Raw genomic sequence first — 16,674 nt, forward strand, 5'->3', positions numbered from 1 at the left:
AGGGATTGGACATTAAGCCGTTAGTGGTGTCTGTGCTTGGGAGCGTGATGTTAGCCGGTTGTGCAACTGCGCCCCCAAAGCAACAAGATAACCTATGTGAAATATTCCGAGAAAAATCCGGTTGGTACGAAGATGCCAAAGACATGGAAGAAGAGTGGGGCACACCGATAAATGTTGCTATGGCGATCATTAAGCAAGAAAGTAGCTTTCGTCATGATGCTCGACCGCCAAAAGATTACATTCTCGGTTTTATTCCATGGGGACGTGTCAGCAGTGCTTACGGTTATGCTCAAGCTCAAGACCCTGCTTGGGAAGATTTTCAAAAAGCGACAGGACAAGGTGGTTCACGCACCAATTTTGACGATTCAATGATGTTTGTCGGTTGGTATACCCATGAGACTCGTCGTCAATTAGGCATTTCGTTATGGGACCCTTACAACCAGTATCTTGCGTACCATGAAGGACGTGGTGGTTATAAGCGTGGGACCTATAAAAGCAAACCTAGCTTAGTTAAAGTTGCAAGACGCGTGGAGCAAACCGCCAAGACTTATGGCTGGCAGCTGAAGCAATGTCGTCAGGAATTAGAAGACAACAGCAGCTGGTTCTTTTAGTCTCCCCTTAATACTCAGAGGGGAAATGAACAGAAATAATGACCAATACGTGTAAGTATTGGAGGTTACAATCAGGAGAGATGTAATGCCTTTATTAGACAGTTTTACCGTAGACCACACACGTATGCATGCGCCAGCAGTTCGTGTGGCTAAAACGATGCAAACTCCAAAGGGAGACACCATCACAGTATTTGACTTACGTTTTACTGCACCGAACAAAGACATCCTTTCTGAGAAGGGAATTCACACTTTAGAGCATTTGTACGCTGGCTTTATGCGCAACCACTTAAACGGTGATAGCGTTGAGATCATCGATATCTCACCAATGGGTTGCCGTACCGGTTTTTACATGAGCTTGATTGGTACGCCTTCAGAGCAGCAAGTGGCGGATGCTTGGGTTGCAGCAATGGAAGACGTATTGAAAGTAGAAAGTCAAAACAAGATCCCTGAGCTGAATGAATACCAATGTGGTACAGCTGCAATGCACTCTTTAGATGAGGCAAAGCAAATCGCGAAAAACATTCTAGAAGCGGGCGTTGCAGTCAATAAGAATGATGATTTGGCACTGCCAGAATCTATGCTGAAAGAGTTACGTATCGACTAACTTAGCGTTGAGTTTAGATCTCTGAAAACAAAAAAATAGCCTGACACTGTCAGGCTATTTTTTTGTTGATTAGAATATTCAAAGTGGTGAAGTTAACTGCTCTTCTTGAGCTTTGGGTACACCTTCACCAGCTTGATGCGGTTCTCTTCAATATCGACAATTTCCATTGGATGTCCGGCAACTTGCACACTCAAGTGGCTTTCAGGAATGTCTTCTAAATGCTCTAGAATCAGACCATTCAAAGTGCGTGGACCATCGGTTGGTAGTTTCCATTTCAAGCCTTTGTTGATGTCACGAATGTTGGCGCTACCTTCAATTAGGAAGCTGCCGTCACCTTGAGGAGTAATCTCTTCTGACAAGCTTGGTGCAATGGAAGTCGTAAATTCACCAACAATCTCTTCTAAGATATCTTCCAAAGTGACGAGACCATTAATGTCACCATACTCATCGACAATCAAACCGATACGCTGCTTGTTACGCTGGAATTTCAACATCTGCACATTCAGTGGCGTACCTTCTGGGATGTAGTACACCTCATCAGCAGCGCGGAGTAGTGTTTCTTTGTTGAATTCATTCTTCTCTAGCATTAATCGGTATGCTTCACGTAGGCGCAGCATACCAACGACTTCATCAATCTGATCACGGTACAACACAATGCGACCATGAGGAGAGTGAGTCAGCTGACGGACGATAGATTTCCAATCATCATTGATGTCGATCCCTGTGATCTCATTACGTGGCACCATGATGTCGTTAACGGTGACGTGTTCTAGATCCAGAATCGATACCAACATGTCTTGGTGACGACGAGGGATAAGACCGCCTGCTTCATTAACGACGGTGCGCAGTTCTTCTGAGCTTAGATGATCTTCTGTGGTGTGGTCGGCTTTCACACCAATCAAACGGATAAAACCGTTAGTAATGAAGTTAACTAACCTCACCAGAGGTGACAGAATTTTCATTAGAATGGTGAGGAGAATGCTGCTCGCGTAAGAGACGCGCTCAGGGTAAAGCGAGGCGATGGTCTTCGGTGTGACTTCTGCAAACACAAGGACAACCATGGTGAGTGCGCCAGTGGCAATCGCAACCCCTAAGTCTCCGTATAACCGCATACCTAAAATGGTCGCGATGGCAGACGCGAGAATATTGACGAGGTTGTTACCGATAAGAATAAGACCAATCAGTCGATCTGGGCGGTCTAGTAGTTTTTCGACTCGCTTCGCCCCTTTATGCCCATTATTGGCTAAGTGCTTTAAGCGGTATCGGTTCAAAGACATCATCCCTGTTTCTGAACCGGAGAAGTAACCTGATATGACGATAAGACACGCGAGTAGCGCAAATAAGATACCCGTAGATATGTCGTCCAAAACGCTGCTGTTCCTTGTATGTGTTTGGTTAATTTATGACCGAGCTTGGCCATTAAGTCAATGCAATAAGGGTTACTCTATTTTATTTGCCCTTTAATATAAAGGATAAGGAGCCCTAGGCTCCTTATTAATTGCATTTTATAGATGGAGAACATCAACTTAAGATGATTTCTTTCACAAAGCGACTACCGAAGTACGCTAAGGTTAACAAGGTCGCCCCTGCTACCGCGAACCATGTCACTTTCTTGCCTCGCCAGCCTTTCTGGTAATGCCCCCAAAGTAGAATTGAGTACACAACCCAAGCGATGAAAGAAAGGATACCTTTATGAGCTTTTCCTTGAGCAAACATGTCTTGTACAAAAACAAAACCAGTAATTAAGGTTCCCGTTAGGAGCAAGTTACCAATCAAAATAATCTTGAACAGTTGACGCTCTACCATCATCAAAGGTGGCAAATTCGGATTAATTGCTAACGACTTCTTGGCTTTTAGTTTGTGGTCGAGCCACGCAAGTTGCAGTGCGTATAGGGCACCGATAGTTAAAGTTGCGTAGGAAAAGAGCGCAAATGAAATGTGTATAAGTAGCTTAGGGTCGTTCTCTAAATGCTTAATAAAAGTGCTTGGTAAGAAAGTAGCAGCAGTTAAATTGATGGCAGCAAAGCTATAAACCACAGGAAGAAGGAACCACAAGCGGTTCTTCAACATCGCAACGCTCATCACCAGTGAGATAATAAAGCTGATAAGAGAGGCGACATTAAGAATGCTGAGGTTTTGCCCTGAACCGTCGAAAATCAGATCACTCAGAATCCAAGCGTGAAAAACCAACGCACATGCCGCGCTGGCAAATACGGTTTTCGCTTTAATTCCTGACTGTTGAGAGAGTCCGGGAATGATGGTCGCAATTGCCAGAACGTAAAGAATGGCGGCTGCGATGGCAATTAAGCTATCCATGAATCTTAAGAGTTATTGTGCACAATGGTGAAAATTATACCTTGCATTACTCTTTGGGGCTATGCCTCATCAATCACGAGAGATGAGATATTGAAATTAACGAGTTAGCCCTCAAGTTAAGGATAAGAGCTGTGTTCGGGTATGACTGTGACGTTGGCTAAGGTATACTCACACTAATTAATCGCCATTTTAGCGAAGAGACAAAGATGTTTGAGAATTTAACGGATCGATTATCCAAAACACTGAAGAATATCAGTGGCAAAGGTCGTCTGACCGAAGACAACATTAAAGAAACCCTACGTGAAGTACGCATGGCACTATTGGAAGCGGACGTTGCGCTTCCTGTTGTACGTGAATTTGTAAACCGCGTTAAAGAAAAAGCGGTGGGCGTAGAAGTTTCTAAATCCCTAACGCCAGGTCAAGAGTTCATCAAGATCGTTCAAGCTGAGCTTGAAGCGGTAATGGGTGAATCTAATGAAGCACTGAACCTAGCAGCGCAGCCGCCAGCAGTGCTTTTGATGGCGGGTCTACAAGGTGCGGGTAAAACTACATCGGTAGGTAAGCTATCTAAGCTTCTAAAAGAGCGTGATAAGAAGAAAGTTTTGGTTGTGTCTGCCGACGTTTACCGTCCTGCAGCGATTAAGCAGCTAGAAACCCTAGCATCAGACATCGGTGTCGATTTCTTCCCATCTTCACCAGATCAAAAGCCACTTGATATTGCTAATGCAGCAATTGACCACGCAAAGAAGAAATTCTACGACGTATTAATTGTCGATACCGCTGGTCGTTTGGCTATCGATGAAGAAATGATGGGTGAGATTAAAGATCTTCACTCAGCGATTAACCCGGTTGAAACACTGTTCGTTGTTGATGCAATGACAGGTCAAGATGCGGCGAACACAGCAAAAGCATTCGGTGATGCGCTACCACTAACTGGTGTGATTCTGACTAAAGTGGATGGTGACGCACGTGGTGGTGCGGCGCTATCAGTTCGTCACATTACGGGTAAGCCAATCAAATTCCTCGGTGTGGGTGAGAAAACCGACGCACTAGAACCATTCCACCCTGATCGTGTTGCATCGCGTATTCTAGGCATGGGTGATGTACTGTCACTGATTGAAGACCTACAACGCAATGTTGACCAAGACAAAGCAGAGAAGCTAGCGAAGAAGTTCAAAGAGAAGAAAGGCTTCGACCTTGAAGACTTCCGTGAACAGTTGGGTCAAATGCAAAACATGGGTGGCATGATGGGCATGCTAGACAAGCTTCCAGGCATGTCTCAGTTACCATCAGACGTGAAAGACAAAGTTGATGACAAGATGTTCAAGCAAATGGAAGCGATCATCAGCTCAATGACAATGAAAGAACGTCAACGCCCAGAAATCATCAAAGGGTCGCGCAAGAAACGTATCGCTGCGGGGTCTGGTGTTCAGGTTCAAGACGTTAACCGTCTGCTGAAACAGTTCACCCAAATGCAGAAGATGATGAAGAAAATGCAGAAGGGCGGCATGAAAGGCATGATGCGTAACATGCAAGGCATGATGGGTGGCATGGGCGGAGGCGGTGGCTTCAACCCATTTGGTCGTTAAACGATTGCCTAGACTTTAGTTTCAGGGTGTTAGCTACGTCACAAACTTGGATTTCAATTTATGTTGGTGAAAAAGTAACTAAACCCCTTGCATTGCTCCGGGATAAGAGTAAAATTCCGGAGCTTTATTTTGGCACGAGACCCCAGATTATTCAGTTTTTTGGATGATTGTTGGGGTTAATTTTATTTTTGAGAAAGCAAAGAGGACGACATGGTAACCATTCGTTTGGCACGTCACGGCGCTAAGAAGCGTCCATTTTATCAAATCGTAGTAGCGGACAGCCGCAACGCTGCAACTGGCCGTTTCATCGAGAAAGTTGGTTTCTTTAACCCAACTGCACAAGGTCAAGAAGAAGGTCTACGTCTAGACCTAGACCGCGTTAACCACTGGGTTGGTCAAGGCGCGTCTCTATCTGACCGCGTTGCTAAGCTAGTTAAAGACGCTCAAAAAGCGGCTTAATTTTTACTTTAGAAGTAGAAACTAGTTTATGTCGATGAAAGGTAAAGAAACAATGAGCAACGAAAAGATTGTTGTAGGCAAGTTTGGTGCTACTTACGGCATTCGTGGTTGGCTTAAAGTTTTTTCCTACACAGACAATGCTGAAAGCATTTTCGATTACAGCCCTTGGTTTATTAACCAAAAGGGTACGTGGGTTGAGTTCAAAGTAGAAAGCTGGAAGCGCCATAACAAAGGTATGGTGGCTAAGCTTGAAGGTCTGGAAGTTCGTGAAGACGCACACTTACTGACGAACTTTGAGATTGCTATTGACCCTGCGGTACTACCTGAATTGTCAGAAGATGAGTTCTACTGGCGTGAATTGTTTGGGATGCAAGTAGTAACCACTAAAGGTTACGATCTCGGTGTCGTATCTGACATTCTAGAAACTGGCTCAAACGATGTTCTGGTTGTTAAAGCAAATCTAAAAGATGCTTTCGGGCAAAAGGAACGATTAATCCCGTTCCTTGAAGAGCAAGTGATCATCAAAGTTGATCGCGAAGCTCAACGGATCGAAGTTGACTGGGATCCTGGATTCTAATCTCCAAAATTACAGAGCGAGATCAACATGTGGGTTGGCGTTATTAGCCTTTTTCCTGAAATGTTCCGTTCTGTTACTGATTTTGGGGTAACAGGTCAAGCGGTTAAAAAAGGTCTTTTGTCGATTGAGACTTGGAATCCTCGTGATTTCACTCATGACAAACATCGCACTGTCGATGACCGACCTTACGGTGGTGGTCCTGGTATGTTAATGATGGTTCAGCCTTTGCGCGATGCCATTCATACCGCGAAAGCAGCCTCACCGGGTAAGACGAAAGTCATTTACCTTTCTCCTCAAGGTCGTAAGCTCGACCAGAAAGGCGTTGAAGAACTGGCAACGAATGAGAATTTACTTCTGATTTGTGGTCGTTACGAAGGGGTAGATGAGCGCATCATTCAATCTGAAGTCGACGAAGAATGGTCGATTGGGGATTTTGTGATGACGGGTGGTGAGATACCTGCCATGACGTTAATCGATTCTGTCTCTCGGTTTGTTCCGGGTGTACTAGGGGATTTCGCGTCAGCAGAAGAAGATTCTTTTGCAAATGGTTTGTTAGATTGCCCTCACTATACGCGTCCAGAAGTATTGGATGACAAAGAAGTACCAGCGGTACTGATGTCAGGCAATCACAAGGACATTCGTCAATGGCGACTAAAACAGTCGCTGGGCCGAACTTGGCTTAGAAGACCAGAGCTCCTGGAAAACCTAGCTCTGACTGACGAACAGGAACAATTACTTGCTGAGTTCATTAGTGAACATAGTGCAAAGTAACCTAATTTATTTAGTATCAGTTTATTCTAGGAATTTAAAAAATGAGTAACATCATCAAGGCTCTTGAAGAAGAGCAAATGAAATCAGACCTACCTAAATTTGCACCAGGTGACACTGTTGTAGTTCAGGTTAAAGTTAAAGAAGGTGACCGTGAGCGTCTACAGGCTTTCGAAGGCGTTGTAATCGCAATCCGTAACCGTGGTCTTCACTCTGCTTTCACTGTACGTAAGATCTCTAACGGTGAAGGTGTTGAGCGTACGTTCCAAACACACTCTCCAATCGTTGATAGCATCGAAGTTAAACGCCGTGGTGCAGTACGTCGTGCCAAGTTGTACTACCTACGTGAGCGTTCTGGTAAGTCTGCTCGTATCAAAGAGAAACTTGCTAAGAAGTAATGCTATAACTAGCGTTCTCATAGTAAACGGAGCCCATTTGGGCTCCGTTTTTTTATGCGCGAAAAAGGACGTTATGCTTCGAGAATCAGGAATACTTGCTCTGATATAGTGGAGCGCTTCGGTTAGTGAGCGGCATTTGTCCTGCGAGAGAGTAAAAAAGGGATCCCCAACTCGCTCGTCCCTCGCTCTTGAGGATGACGAATAAAAAACAAATGAACCCAAACGGTGTCATTCCCGAAAGCGACGAATGCGCATTGTCGGAATCTCTCTTTCGGCGTAATAAAAAACAAAAAGGGCCGATGTTCTCACATCAACCCTTCTTTTTATTCTCGAAGCGTGGTGCTCTCGTTTCTGAGTTCTAGCTTCTTAGTATTGGTCTTCAGACCAACCATCACTGTCCGACATATCTGGTGCGCCAGGAATGGTATTTTCTTCGTCAGCCCATTCGCCAAAATCAATCATTTGGCACTGTTTGCTACAGAAAGGGCGGTGAGGACTTTGCTCTCCCCACTCTACGTCGGCACCACATTGTGGGCATGGAACGACTGTAATTTTAGACATCGTCATTCGTCCTATTTATTCGGTGTTCAAAGGTGTTATGGCAATAGTAGTGCGAGTTGCGCTTAGCTACAAACAGCGAGTTCAAACTCAACGTCTTGAGTACAAGCTTGACCGCTTTCAAAAGCCATGAATTTGATGGCAAAACGGTTTTTATGACCCGAGATCATCGGGTAGACACCGTATTCCATTGGAATGTGTAAACGCAGGATATTGGCTTCGTCCGCGTCGCTTTGGAAGAATCCAGTGCGAGCGATTTGTGCTTTGAAATGTCCTGTTTCGCGAGTCAGCTTGAGCCAGAGTGCTAAGGCATCAGACAAAGGTTTTAAACTCGCTTGCCACTGTTCTGCATCGTGTTTTTTACGCTCAATAGGTAAATGAAGCCAGTAGTGCAACGCAGGAAGATCAAAACAACATGACCCTCCAGGTAAGTTAAAGCGTTGGCGAATTGAACTTAAGAAGCGATCTTCTTTAAGTGCCTGACCAAAACGCTCAGCAGTCATCAGTTGGCTATGGACTACGTCGATCTCTTTTAAGAGTTCGCTAAGGGCTTGCTGATCGACACCATCGACATTAAGCCAATTGCGATAAGCTAAACGTTGCTTTTCAAGATCTTTTGCCAGTTCGCTTTTTAATTGAATTTGCTCAAAGATCTCGATCATATCGAAGAGTGCACGGAAGAACAGTTGATACTGATGATTGTCAGCAAAACCAGAGGCTAGATGAGCCTGACGCAGCAAAGACTCAACTCTTAAATAAATACGAGTTTTTTCATTTAGCGGATGTTCAAATTTGTGCGTGGTCATCGACAGTAGCCTTGGTGAGTTTCATTCCTATTTTCGCAGATTTTTCTTACACATGGCTAGGTACTTTTCGTGTAAATCTGTGATTTGAAGCAAAAGATCTGGGTCATCTGGATTATTCTTAACCACATCATCTGCCAGAGCAAGTCGTTGTTCACGAGATGCTTGAGATGCCAAGATAGCTTTTGCCTGCTCTTCGCTCACGTTATCGCGTTTTACCGTTCTTGAGATCTGGGTTTGTGGATCGACATCAACAACAAGTACACGATCGCACAAACTATCGAGCTTGTTTTCTACCAATAAAGGTACAACTAAAAGAGCGTAGTCTGATGTGACTTGCTCCAAGTCTTCGATCATCTTTTCGCGAATCATTGGGTGCAATAACCCATTCACCCATGCTTTCTCCTCTGGGTTAGAGAAGATTTTTTCTCTCAATTTGGCTCTATCAAGTGTTTGATCCGCTCGGACAATATCAGTGCCAAAGTGCTCAATGATGGCATTAAGTCCAGGTGTGCCTGGCTCTACGACTTCACGAGCCACAATATCAGCGTCAACGATGTCTATTTTGAACTGCTGTTTGAATAGGTTTGCCACGGTGGTTTTGCCGCTCGCAATACCGCCGGTTAGGCCAATAACAAAAGCCATTTACACTCCTAGAATCGACGTAAAGTACCAGTTGAGGATTTGATTGCCCCAAATTAGGCTCACCCATCCTGCAATTGCAAGGTAAGGACCAAAAGGAAAGGCTTTTTCGATACCTTGCTTTTGCAAGCGCAGCTGGATAAGACCAAAAATGACGCCTACTACCGAAGAAAGTAAAATGATCATCGGCAGAGATTGCCAGCCCAGCCAAGCTCCTAATGCAGCAAGGAGTTTAAAGTCGCCATAGCCCATTCCCTCTTTGCCTGTGAGGAGTTTGAATAACCAATAAACACTCCAAAGACATAAGTAGCCTGCCATTGCTCCAATAATAGAATCTTGAAGACTTACATGGCTGATACCGGCAAGAGCAAGAGCAATACCCGCCCACATCAATGGCAGTGTGAGTTGGTCTGGCAGCAACATGGTATCAAGGTCGATAAATGTGGCAGCAATCAATACAAAGGTAAAGAAAACCAGCGCCACAGTGAAGTAGCTAAAACCGAAATGAAAAGCGATAAAACCCGAACAAAAAGCGGTAAGCAGTTCGATAAGAGGGTAACGGGCACTGATAGGTGATTGGCAGTTGTGGCATTTACCTTTTAGTAATAGCCAACTAATCACAGGGATATTGTCTCTAATGCGGATATGTGTACCGCATTGCTGACAAGATGAACGTGGCACGCTTAAGGTTAATGTCTCTTTTGGTGGCTCGATCTTATATTCAGGGAATGATTCAGCGCACTCGCGTCGCCATTCTAGTTCCATGATCTTAGGTAAACGGTAAATAACTACGTTGAGGAAACTACCCACGATCAAACCAAAAATAGCGGTAAATACAACGAATAGCCATGGGTAGTACTGGAATACTTCCATATCAGTCTCTTGAGCGGTAAATCAAACGAGCAAGGTGCTGTTTTGATAGAATTAATTTGCTAAAGGATCATTCTATCCCAATACGCTCATCAAGTTAAAGATTGGTAAGTACATTGCTGTCACCAAACCACCGACAACGACACCCAGAAAAACAATGATCAACGGTTCCAAAATCTTACTTAGGTTGTCGACGGTGTTATCGACTTCGAACTCATAAATAGCGGCTATCTTGTTGAGCATGTCATCTAAGCGACCTGACTCTTCACCAATCATGACCATTTGCAATACCAATTCTGGGAAGACGTTACAGTTACGCATGGCAATGTACATTGGCATACCAGCGGCAGTATCTCGATATACCTCTTCGATTGCCAATTGATAGTGCATGTTACCAGAGGTTTTTGAGGTAGTTTTCAAGGCGGTTAGGATAGGAATACCTGCGCTAAAACTGGTCGCCAAAGTACGGCTAAACTTCGCAATGGCAGCTTTGGATAAAACTGGTCCTAAAATAGGTACTCTTAAACTCGACCGTGCAGTCAAAAGACGAAATGAGTCGGAGCGTTGTGACATGATTTTGCCAGAAATGAGTAAGCTCACAAAGCTCAGCCCAATGAAGAGACCCCAATTTTGGGTCCAAGCAGAAAGGTTGAGTACCATCTGGGTGAAGGCGGGTAATTCGGCACCAAAACCTGTAAACATTTTTTCAAACTCAGGAATAACCTTTGTCAGCATTAAATAAGAAACCCCAAGTGCTACTAATACCACCATCGCCGGGTAAATGAGCGCTTTAATAACCTTTGCACGCAACTGCTCGCTTTTTTCTCGGTAGGTTGCCAGACGCTCAAAGACTTGGGATAAGTTACCGGACTGCTCACCTGTTGCTATTAAGTCGGTGTAAAGTGGATCAAAGTGCGTGCTAGCGGTACGCATGGCTTTCGACATCGGTGTCCCTGCTTCTACCGCTCGCGTCACACTCATTAGAATCGACTTCATTTCAGCTTTTTTATGGTTCTCTGAAACTAACTTGAGTGCCTGAACAATAGGGACGCCAGTCATCAACATGGTGGCGATTTGACGAGTAAACACCGTAATGTCTTTGCCTTTTACTCGATGACTTATCTTGGTGATAAAAGAAATACTGCCTTTTTTGAGTTTTTTTATCTTGATGTGCTGAGCATCAAGGCGCTCTCTTACCTCGACTTCTGTCATTGCGAGCACATTACCAGAGGTTTTTTTACCCGAGCTATTAATGCCTTTCCAACGGTAGTTCTTAAGTTGTGGAGCGATGGTTTTCATAGTGTAAGTAACTGCCTAATAAAATCTGAGAAGTTAAAAATAGAGAACGCGTTGCAGCTCACTAAAGCTGGTGACGCCTTGTTTGAGCTTTTCAATGCCGGACATTTGTAGAGTCTGCATACCATTGGCAATCGCTAGCTTTTCTAATTCATGTACTGAAGCGCCTTTGATGAGCGCATTTGACAGGGATTCATCAAACTTCATCACTTCGTAAATGCCAGTGCGACCAGAGTATCCTTGGGTGCATTCGTTACAACCATCAGGATTCGCTTGGAAGATATCTTCAGTGCTGGTAATTCCAATATGTTGAAGTTGGCTGTTAGGTTCTTGAGGTTGTCTGCAATGTGGACAAAGCTTTCGTGCTAAACGCTGAGCGATGATCAAGCTAAGAGAGGATGCGAGGTTAAAGCTTTCTACCCCCATATTTGATAAGCGAATGACCGTCTCGGCGGCGGAGTTGGTATGCAGGGTAGAAAGGACTAAGTGTCCGGTTTGTGACGCTTTGATCGCGATTTCTGCCGTGTCGAGATCTCGGATCTCACCCACCATGACTACATCGGGATCTTGACGCAAGAAAGAGCGAAGCGCTTCTGCAAAGCCAAAGCCGATCTTAGGTTGAACTTGAACTTGGTTAATGCCGGGTAAGTTGATCTCAACGGGGTCTTCAGCGGTGGAAATGTTAATCTCGGTTTTATTGAGAATGCTCAAACCAGTGTAAAGAGAAACCGTTTTGCCGCTGCCCGTTGGTCCTGTCATTAGGATCATGCCTTGTGGGCGGCGCAGTGCTTCTAAATACAATTGCTTTTGATGATCGCTGTATCCGAGTTTATTGATATCTAATGCTGCAGAACTGCTGTCGAGCAAACGTAGTACGATTTTCTCCCCAAACAGAGTTGGCAGCGTGGAGACTCGCATGTCAATCGCGGTGTCTTGGTTTAATTTGAGCTTGATACGACCATCCTGTGGTAAACGGCGCTCAGCGATATCAAGCTTAGATAGGATTTTTATACGTGCGGAAAGGCGGCGGCTTAAATGGCTCGGAGGCTGTTGAATTTCGATCAAGATGCCATCGCAACGCAAACGCACTCGATACATGCTTTCATAGGGCTCGAAGTGAATATCGGAAGCCCCTTTACGAACGGCGTCGAGCAGAATTTGGTTAATATAACGACTGACAGGCGATTCATCTTGGCTGAGATCTTCAATGTTCTCAATTTCATCCTCACCAATATCAACGAGACCTGCCAGTTCATCTTGGTTGATTTCTTTAAGACCGGACTTTTCTTGACCGAGTGCACGACCATATAAACGACGAATAGCTGCGGTGAGTTCTTTAAAATCCGCCAGAACAAGCTCGACTTGTAAACCGGTAGCAAAACGAAAGTCATCTTCCGCTTGTAAGTTAGTTGGGTCTGCAACTGCGAGTATTAATGTGGAAGATGTGCGATTGAGTGGCAAGGCATTATGTCGAGTGATCAGATCGCGTAAGCCAAGCTTTTGGCACAGCGACGAGTACTCATACTGACTGAGTGATGTGCAGGAAAGCCCAAAGATGGAGCTAAGGTGCTCAGTCAATTCATGTGATTGGAAAAAGCCAGAACTGAGTAAAGCCTCCGGCATCGAAATGCCAGAAGCTTTTGCTTGCTCAAGTAACGATTCTTCTTGGGAAAAGGTCAGTATTCCAGCTTGGCGAAGAACCGTTGAAAGGTTGGTTAGCATTATTTACAAGTTTTAGGAAGCAATTCGCTATCCAAATCAGATGATGAGCAATCCCATCCTCCATATGTTGCCGTTCGCGTAAGAGTCAGTTTTTTCCCTGAAACTAAAGCACTAACACCCGCACTAGCTGTTGTTGCAAATGTAAAAGAAATTTTGCCTCCATCAGTACTTTGGTCTGTAAAAGCTACAGTTCCTAAATGCATTGATGGAACCCCTAGGGCCGTTGGTGTTGCATCAGAAGCTGAGCCATCTGGAAATAAACCGTTCTCTACCGTGTAAGCTTCTACATTAGTTTTAGCTCCTGTCAATGTTGCTAAAACAGATGCAACTTCACTTTTAGCTACATACTTTTGGTATTGTGGCATTGCAATCGCTGCTAAAACACCAATAACCGCTACCACGATCATCAATTCAATTAGAGTAAAACCCTGCTGCTTCTTCTGTTTATTCGTTTTCATCTTGTTTCCTTAAGATAAATTTAGTTAATGCTTATGCATGGGGCAGAAGAGTAAAAAGAGTAGGGGAAAGAGAAAACTGGGAAGGGAGAAGCTCTCGACTGAGATAAAAATCTTTACACTCAAGTTGCATATTGCATGCAAGGTTTTGCGAGTGGTGTTATTTTTTATGTGGATAAAAATAAAGAGCCGTGCGGCTCTTTATTGGTGTTTAATGGAGTAACTCTATGAGTTAACGAGAATTACTTTTGCTTATTTAGTTTGGATTACTTGAAGCGCATCGAAAGATCCATCGCTTTTAGGTGCTTAGTTAAAGCGCCCACCGAGATGTAATCTACGCCCGTTTCTGCGTATTCAGCGATGGTTTCTAGAGTCACGTTGCCAGAGTTTTCTAACGCAGCACGTCCTGAATTGATAGCGACTGCTTCACGCATCATATCTGTAGTGAAGTTATCGAGCATGATGATATCTGCACCTGCTTCAATCGCTTCTTTTAGCTCGTCCAAGCTTTCCGTTTCCACTTCAACTGGTTTACCTGGGTTCAACGATTTTGCTGTGGTAATCGCTTGAGTGATCCCGCCACATGCAATGATGTGGTTTTCTTTAATAAGGTAGGCATCGAATACACCGATACGATGGTTGAAACCACCGCCACAGGCTACTGCGTATTTTAGCGCACTGCGTAAGCCCGGAATGGTTTTACGAGTATCTAATAGGCGGCACTCAGTGTGAGCAATTTTCTCTGCGTACTCAGCGGTAATAGTCGCGCAACCTGAAAGGGTTTGAATAAAGTTCATTGCGTTGCGCTCGCCAGTGAGCAAATCACGAGCAGAACCAGTCAGTGTGCAAAGTGTTTGGTTTGGTTCAACCTTGTCGCCATCTTTTACATGCCATTCGATCGCGACTTTGCCACCCAGTTGTTTAAATACTTCATCTGCCCATGCTTGACCACAAAATACACCGTGTTCACGAGTAATGATGGTTGCTGTGTTAATGGCGTCTGCTGGGATAAGCGATGCGGTGATGTCTTTGTCTGCATCCAATGTGCCACCTAGGTCTTCTTTTAGGGTATCGGCTACGGCACGAGTGATTTCTAATGGAAGCTGTTGCTTAAGGTATTCTAGGCGTTCTTGGCTGTTGTGTGTGTTCTTCATCGCAAATCTTGTCTTGAAAGGGAGATGGCAACGAATGATACTCTCCGGTGTCAATAATTTCAGCAGTTAATTTGCAAAGTAGAGAGGTTGATATGTGCCTAAAAATCGAGAATGGTTGGTTGACGCAAGCAAAGCATGTTCCATCGCCATTCTTTGATGCTCGTTCAGACAAAGATGACATCTCTCTGCTGGTGGTTCACAACATCAGTTTGCCGCCAGGGCAGTTTGGTGGTTCATATATAGAGGACTTTTTTACTGGCAATCTCGATCCTAAAGCACATCCATTTTTTGAAGTAATTCACAAAATGGGCGTTTCGGCACATTGCTTAATAAAGCGTAATGGCGAAATTGTTCAGTTTGTTTCGTTTTTAGATAGAGCTTGGCATGCAGGGCAATCTAGCTTTGCTGGTCGTGAACGTTGCAATGACTATTCGATTGGTATTGAGTTAGAAGGCACTGAGTTTGTGGCTTATACAGAAGAGCAATATCAATCACTTACGGCTTTGGCTCATGCGGTCATGCATTCTTACCCCAAAATCACCTTACCCCGAATCACGGGGCATCAGTATATCGCTCCCTTGAGAAAAGCCGATCCTGGTCTAAGCTTTGACTGGGTCAAGTTCAGGCAACAAATACAACGCTAACTTGTAGCGAAAGTGTAAATTCAAAAAACAGAAATAAATAAGGCATACACTCAAGTATGCCTTTTTTTGATACGAGAAATATGAATGCTTGTTAAAAGTTAACTACATTTTGAACGCTCAAAACAGCGGTTGGTGAAAAAATGTACGGATAATTTTGTCATTTTTTGTTTTTGTTGATCAAAATTACTAGCACGCAGAGCTCCCATCTGTTTTGTTTATGTAATTGGTAAGACCAATTTTATTGCTGTTTTAATAGTCGATTGTTATCAGAGTGTTGGTTGTAAGTCCATTCTATGATTTAGGTCAATTTTTGGCTGGACAGTGGCGTTTTAATTATGTTAATTTCTGCACCATCTTAAAATTGGTATTACCAATTACCTGCAAGAGTAGAAGAACAATAAATTATGGCTTATCAAAGGATTCGTCAGCCAAAGCTCTCTGATGTTATTGAACAAGAGCTAGAAAGGTTGATTGTGGAAGGAACATTGTCTCCGGGGCAGCAGTTGCCACCAGAGCGCGAACTCGCTAAGCAGTTCGATGTGTCTCGTCCATCTGTCCGTGAAGCCATTCAACGCTTAGAAGCAAAGCGTTTGCTTACTCGTCGTCAAGGCGGTGGCACATTCGTTAGTGAAAACATCTGGAAAAGCTTTTCAGATCCGTTGTTGAACTTGTTGTCGACTCACTCAGAAACGCAGTTAGACCTACTTGAATCGCGCCATGCGATGGAGGGGATTTCAGCGTACTTTGCAGCTTTGCGTGGTACCGATGAAGATTTTGCACGCATTCAAGCTTGTTTGAATCAAATTAGCGAAGAGCAAAAAGGCGATAACGTTGAGGCAGAAGCCGCTGCAGTGATGCAGTTTCTGATTGCTTTGACTGAAGCGGCACACAATGTCGTCCTGCTTCATATTGTTCGCAGCCTTGCGCCTTTGCTTGAGCAAAATGTTCTACAGAATCTAAAGCTCTTACATCGCCGCGATGAAGTGGTCGATAAAGTAAGTAAACACAGAGCTAATATCGTGGATGCGATTGTTTCTGGTCAGCCTGAAAAGGCACGTGAAATGTCTCACTCACATTTAGCTTATATTGAAGAAACATTGTTGGATTTGACTCGAGAAGAGTCTCGACGAGAGCGTTCTCTGCGTCGAATTCAGCAAGGTAACGATTCTTAATACAAGAACCGCTTACTTAAATAAGTAGATCCAACC

General features: G+C 44.1%; 19 protein-coding genes. 9 read left to right on the plus strand and 10 right to left on the minus strand.

The genetic code is table 11. The features are described from left to right. Window positions 1–5 precede the first annotated feature (5 nt). Window positions 6–611 carry a transglycosylase SLT domain-containing protein gene (locus OH463_RS13155; protein ID WP_029790340.1) on the plus strand — a complete coding sequence of 202 codons (606 nt, stop codon included), beginning with the start codon at window positions 6–8 and terminating at the stop codon, window positions 609–611. 85 nt (window positions 612–696) lie between these two features. After that, window positions 697–1,215 (plus strand): S-ribosylhomocysteine lyase, encoded by a 519-nt coding sequence (gene luxS / locus OH463_RS13160; RefSeq protein ID WP_005448429.1) that lies wholly within the window; start codon window positions 697–699, stop codon window positions 1,213–1,215. A gap of 92 nt (window positions 1,216–1,307) precedes the next feature. Here the strand turns inward: luxS and OH463_RS13165 are convergent, their stop codons facing one another. Beyond that, complete coding sequence (locus tag OH463_RS13165) at window positions 1,308–2,582, minus strand: HlyC/CorC family transporter (protein WP_005446238.1); 1,275 nt, start codon at window positions 2,580–2,582, stop codon at window positions 1,308–1,310. A 154-nt stretch (window positions 2,583–2,736) separates the two neighbouring features. Continuing rightward, complete coding sequence (locus OH463_RS13170; RefSeq protein WP_005446240.1) at window positions 2,737–3,531, minus strand: cytochrome C assembly family protein; 795 nt, start codon at window positions 3,529–3,531, stop codon at window positions 2,737–2,739. Between the two features lie 206 nt (window positions 3,532–3,737). On the opposite strand from OH463_RS13170, the gene ffh reads away from it, so the two are divergent. The 5 genes from ffh (at window position 3,738) to rplS (ending at window position 7,322) form a co-directional block, all read left to right on the plus strand. Next, window positions 3,738–5,120, plus strand: a complete 1,383-nt coding sequence (gene ffh / locus OH463_RS13175) for a signal recognition particle protein (RefSeq protein ID WP_005446242.1) — start codon at window positions 3,738–3,740, stop codon at window positions 5,118–5,120. A 210-nt stretch (window positions 5,121–5,330) separates the two neighbouring features. Continuing rightward, window positions 5,331–5,579, plus strand: a complete 249-nt coding sequence (rpsP, locus tag OH463_RS13180; protein WP_004410028.1) for a 30S ribosomal protein S16 — start codon at window positions 5,331–5,333, stop codon at window positions 5,577–5,579. Window positions 5,580–5,607: 28 nt separating this feature from the next. Next, on the plus strand, window positions 5,608–6,156 hold the full coding sequence (gene rimM, locus OH463_RS13185) for a ribosome maturation factor RimM (RefSeq protein ID WP_005446245.1): 549 nt from the start codon (window positions 5,608–5,610) through the stop codon (window positions 6,154–6,156). 27 nt (window positions 6,157–6,183) lie between these two features. Continuing rightward, the gene (gene trmD, locus OH463_RS13190) at window positions 6,184–6,927 is read left to right on the plus strand and encodes a tRNA (guanosine(37)-N1)-methyltransferase TrmD (RefSeq protein ID WP_005446247.1); all 744 of its coding nucleotides are present in this window, start codon (window positions 6,184–6,186) and stop codon (window positions 6,925–6,927) included. Window positions 6,928–6,968: 41 nt separating this feature from the next. Next, window positions 6,969–7,322: a 50S ribosomal protein L19 gene (rplS, locus tag OH463_RS13195; protein WP_005379971.1), complete on the plus strand. Its 354-nt coding sequence runs from the start codon at window positions 6,969–6,971 to the stop codon at window positions 7,320–7,322. Window positions 7,323–7,688: 366 nt separating this feature from the next. Here rplS and yacG read toward each other — a convergent pair whose 3' ends face one another. The 8 genes from yacG to nadC all read right to left on the minus strand — a co-directional run bounded on the left by yacG (window position 7,689) and on the right by nadC (window position 14,822). Further along, entirely contained in the window at window positions 7,689–7,883 is a 195-nt protein-coding gene (gene yacG / locus OH463_RS13200; RefSeq protein ID WP_005446249.1) for a DNA gyrase inhibitor YacG, read from the minus strand. Between the two features lie 62 nt (window positions 7,884–7,945). Further along, the gene (gene zapD / locus OH463_RS13205) at window positions 7,946–8,686 is read right to left on the minus strand and encodes a cell division protein ZapD (protein ID WP_005446251.1); all 741 of its coding nucleotides are present in this window, start codon (window positions 8,684–8,686) and stop codon (window positions 7,946–7,948) included. Between the two features lie 27 nt (window positions 8,687–8,713). Next, on the minus strand, window positions 8,714–9,328 hold the full coding sequence (coaE, locus tag OH463_RS13210) for a dephospho-CoA kinase (protein ID WP_269991442.1): 615 nt from the start codon (window positions 9,326–9,328) through the stop codon (window positions 8,714–8,716). Beyond that, window positions 9,329–10,198 (minus strand): prepilin peptidase, encoded by an 870-nt coding sequence (locus OH463_RS13215; protein WP_045488712.1) that lies wholly within the window; start codon window positions 10,196–10,198, stop codon window positions 9,329–9,331. Between the two features lie 72 nt (window positions 10,199–10,270). Next, on the minus strand, window positions 10,271–11,494 hold the full coding sequence (locus tag OH463_RS13220; protein WP_269991443.1) for a type II secretion system F family protein: 1,224 nt from the start codon (window positions 11,492–11,494) through the stop codon (window positions 10,271–10,273). A 33-nt stretch (window positions 11,495–11,527) separates the two neighbouring features. Continuing rightward, entirely contained in the window at window positions 11,528–13,213 is a 1,686-nt protein-coding gene (gene pilB, locus OH463_RS13225) for a type IV-A pilus assembly ATPase PilB (RefSeq protein ID WP_269991444.1), read from the minus strand. Further along, window positions 13,213–13,671: a pilin gene (locus tag OH463_RS13230; RefSeq protein ID WP_239210719.1), complete on the minus strand. Its 459-nt coding sequence runs from the start codon at window positions 13,669–13,671 to the stop codon at window positions 13,213–13,215. The genes pilB and OH463_RS13230 overlap by 1 nt, the downstream gene beginning before the upstream one ends. Before the next feature lie 263 nt (window positions 13,672–13,934). Further along, window positions 13,935–14,822, minus strand: a complete 888-nt coding sequence (nadC, locus tag OH463_RS13235; protein WP_269991445.1) for a carboxylating nicotinate-nucleotide diphosphorylase — start codon at window positions 14,820–14,822, stop codon at window positions 13,935–13,937. Window positions 14,823–14,914: 92 nt separating this feature from the next. Between nadC and ampD the strand changes: the two genes are divergently transcribed. Together ampD and pdhR are read left to right on the plus strand one after the other, a co-directional pair. After that, complete coding sequence (ampD, locus tag OH463_RS13240; protein ID WP_017189135.1) at window positions 14,915–15,466, plus strand: 1,6-anhydro-N-acetylmuramyl-L-alanine amidase AmpD; 552 nt, start codon at window positions 14,915–14,917, stop codon at window positions 15,464–15,466. Between the two features lie 404 nt (window positions 15,467–15,870). Further along, a complete protein-coding gene (pdhR, locus tag OH463_RS13245) occupies window positions 15,871–16,638 on the plus strand; it encodes a pyruvate dehydrogenase complex transcriptional repressor PdhR (RefSeq protein ID WP_005446261.1) in 768 nt (255 codons plus the stop codon). Window positions 16,639–16,674 lie beyond the last annotated feature (36 nt).

The sequence above is a fragment of the Vibrio sp. NFR genome, assembly GCF_027587095.1.
Taxonomy (GTDB): domain Bacteria; phylum Pseudomonadota; class Gammaproteobacteria; order Enterobacterales; family Vibrionaceae; genus Vibrio; species Vibrio harveyi.

What these genes read in the sequence shown, in the direction of transcription:
- luxS (WP_005448429.1), top strand. Translation starts at nt 697, where the DNA reads ATGCCTTTATTAGACAGTTTTACCGTAGACCACACACGTATGCATGCG.
- OH463_RS13170 (WP_005446240.1), bottom strand. Translation starts at nt 3,531, where the DNA reads ATGGATAGCTTAATTGCCATCGCAGCCGCCATTCTTTACGTTCTGGCA.
- ffh (WP_005446242.1), top strand. Translation starts at nt 3,738, where the DNA reads ATGTTTGAGAATTTAACGGATCGATTATCCAAAACACTGAAGAATATC.
- rpsP (WP_004410028.1), top strand. Translation starts at nt 5,331, where the DNA reads ATGGTAACCATTCGTTTGGCACGTCACGGCGCTAAGAAGCGTCCATTT.
- rimM (WP_005446245.1), top strand. Translation starts at nt 5,608, where the DNA reads ATGTCGATGAAAGGTAAAGAAACAATGAGCAACGAAAAGATTGTTGTA.
- trmD (WP_005446247.1), top strand. Translation starts at nt 6,184, where the DNA reads ATGTGGGTTGGCGTTATTAGCCTTTTTCCTGAAATGTTCCGTTCTGTT.
- rplS (WP_005379971.1), top strand. Translation starts at nt 6,969, where the DNA reads ATGAGTAACATCATCAAGGCTCTTGAAGAAGAGCAAATGAAATCAGAC.
- yacG (WP_005446249.1), bottom strand. Translation starts at nt 7,883, where the DNA reads ATGTCTAAAATTACAGTCGTTCCATGCCCACAATGTGGTGCCGACGTA.
- zapD (WP_005446251.1), bottom strand. Translation starts at nt 8,686, where the DNA reads ATGACCACGCACAAATTTGAACATCCGCTAAATGAAAAAACTCGTATT.
- coaE (WP_269991442.1), bottom strand. Translation starts at nt 9,328, where the DNA reads ATGGCTTTTGTTATTGGCCTAACCGGCGGTATTGCGAGCGGCAAAACC.
- OH463_RS13215 (WP_045488712.1), bottom strand. Translation starts at nt 10,198, where the DNA reads ATGGAAGTATTCCAGTACTACCCATGGCTATTCGTTGTATTTACCGCT.
- OH463_RS13220 (WP_269991443.1), bottom strand. Translation starts at nt 11,494, where the DNA reads ATGAAAACCATCGCTCCACAACTTAAGAACTACCGTTGGAAAGGCATT.
- pilB (WP_269991444.1), bottom strand. Translation starts at nt 13,213, where the DNA reads ATGCTAACCAACCTTTCAACGGTTCTTCGCCAAGCTGGAATACTGACC.
- OH463_RS13230 (WP_239210719.1), bottom strand. Translation starts at nt 13,671, where the DNA reads ATGAAAACGAATAAACAGAAGAAGCAGCAGGGTTTTACTCTAATTGAA.
- nadC (WP_269991445.1), bottom strand. Translation starts at nt 14,822, where the DNA reads ATGAAGAACACACACAACAGCCAAGAACGCCTAGAATACCTTAAGCAA.
- ampD (WP_017189135.1), top strand. Translation starts at nt 14,915, where the DNA reads ATGTGCCTAAAAATCGAGAATGGTTGGTTGACGCAAGCAAAGCATGTT.
- pdhR (WP_005446261.1), top strand. Translation starts at nt 15,871, where the DNA reads ATGGCTTATCAAAGGATTCGTCAGCCAAAGCTCTCTGATGTTATTGAA.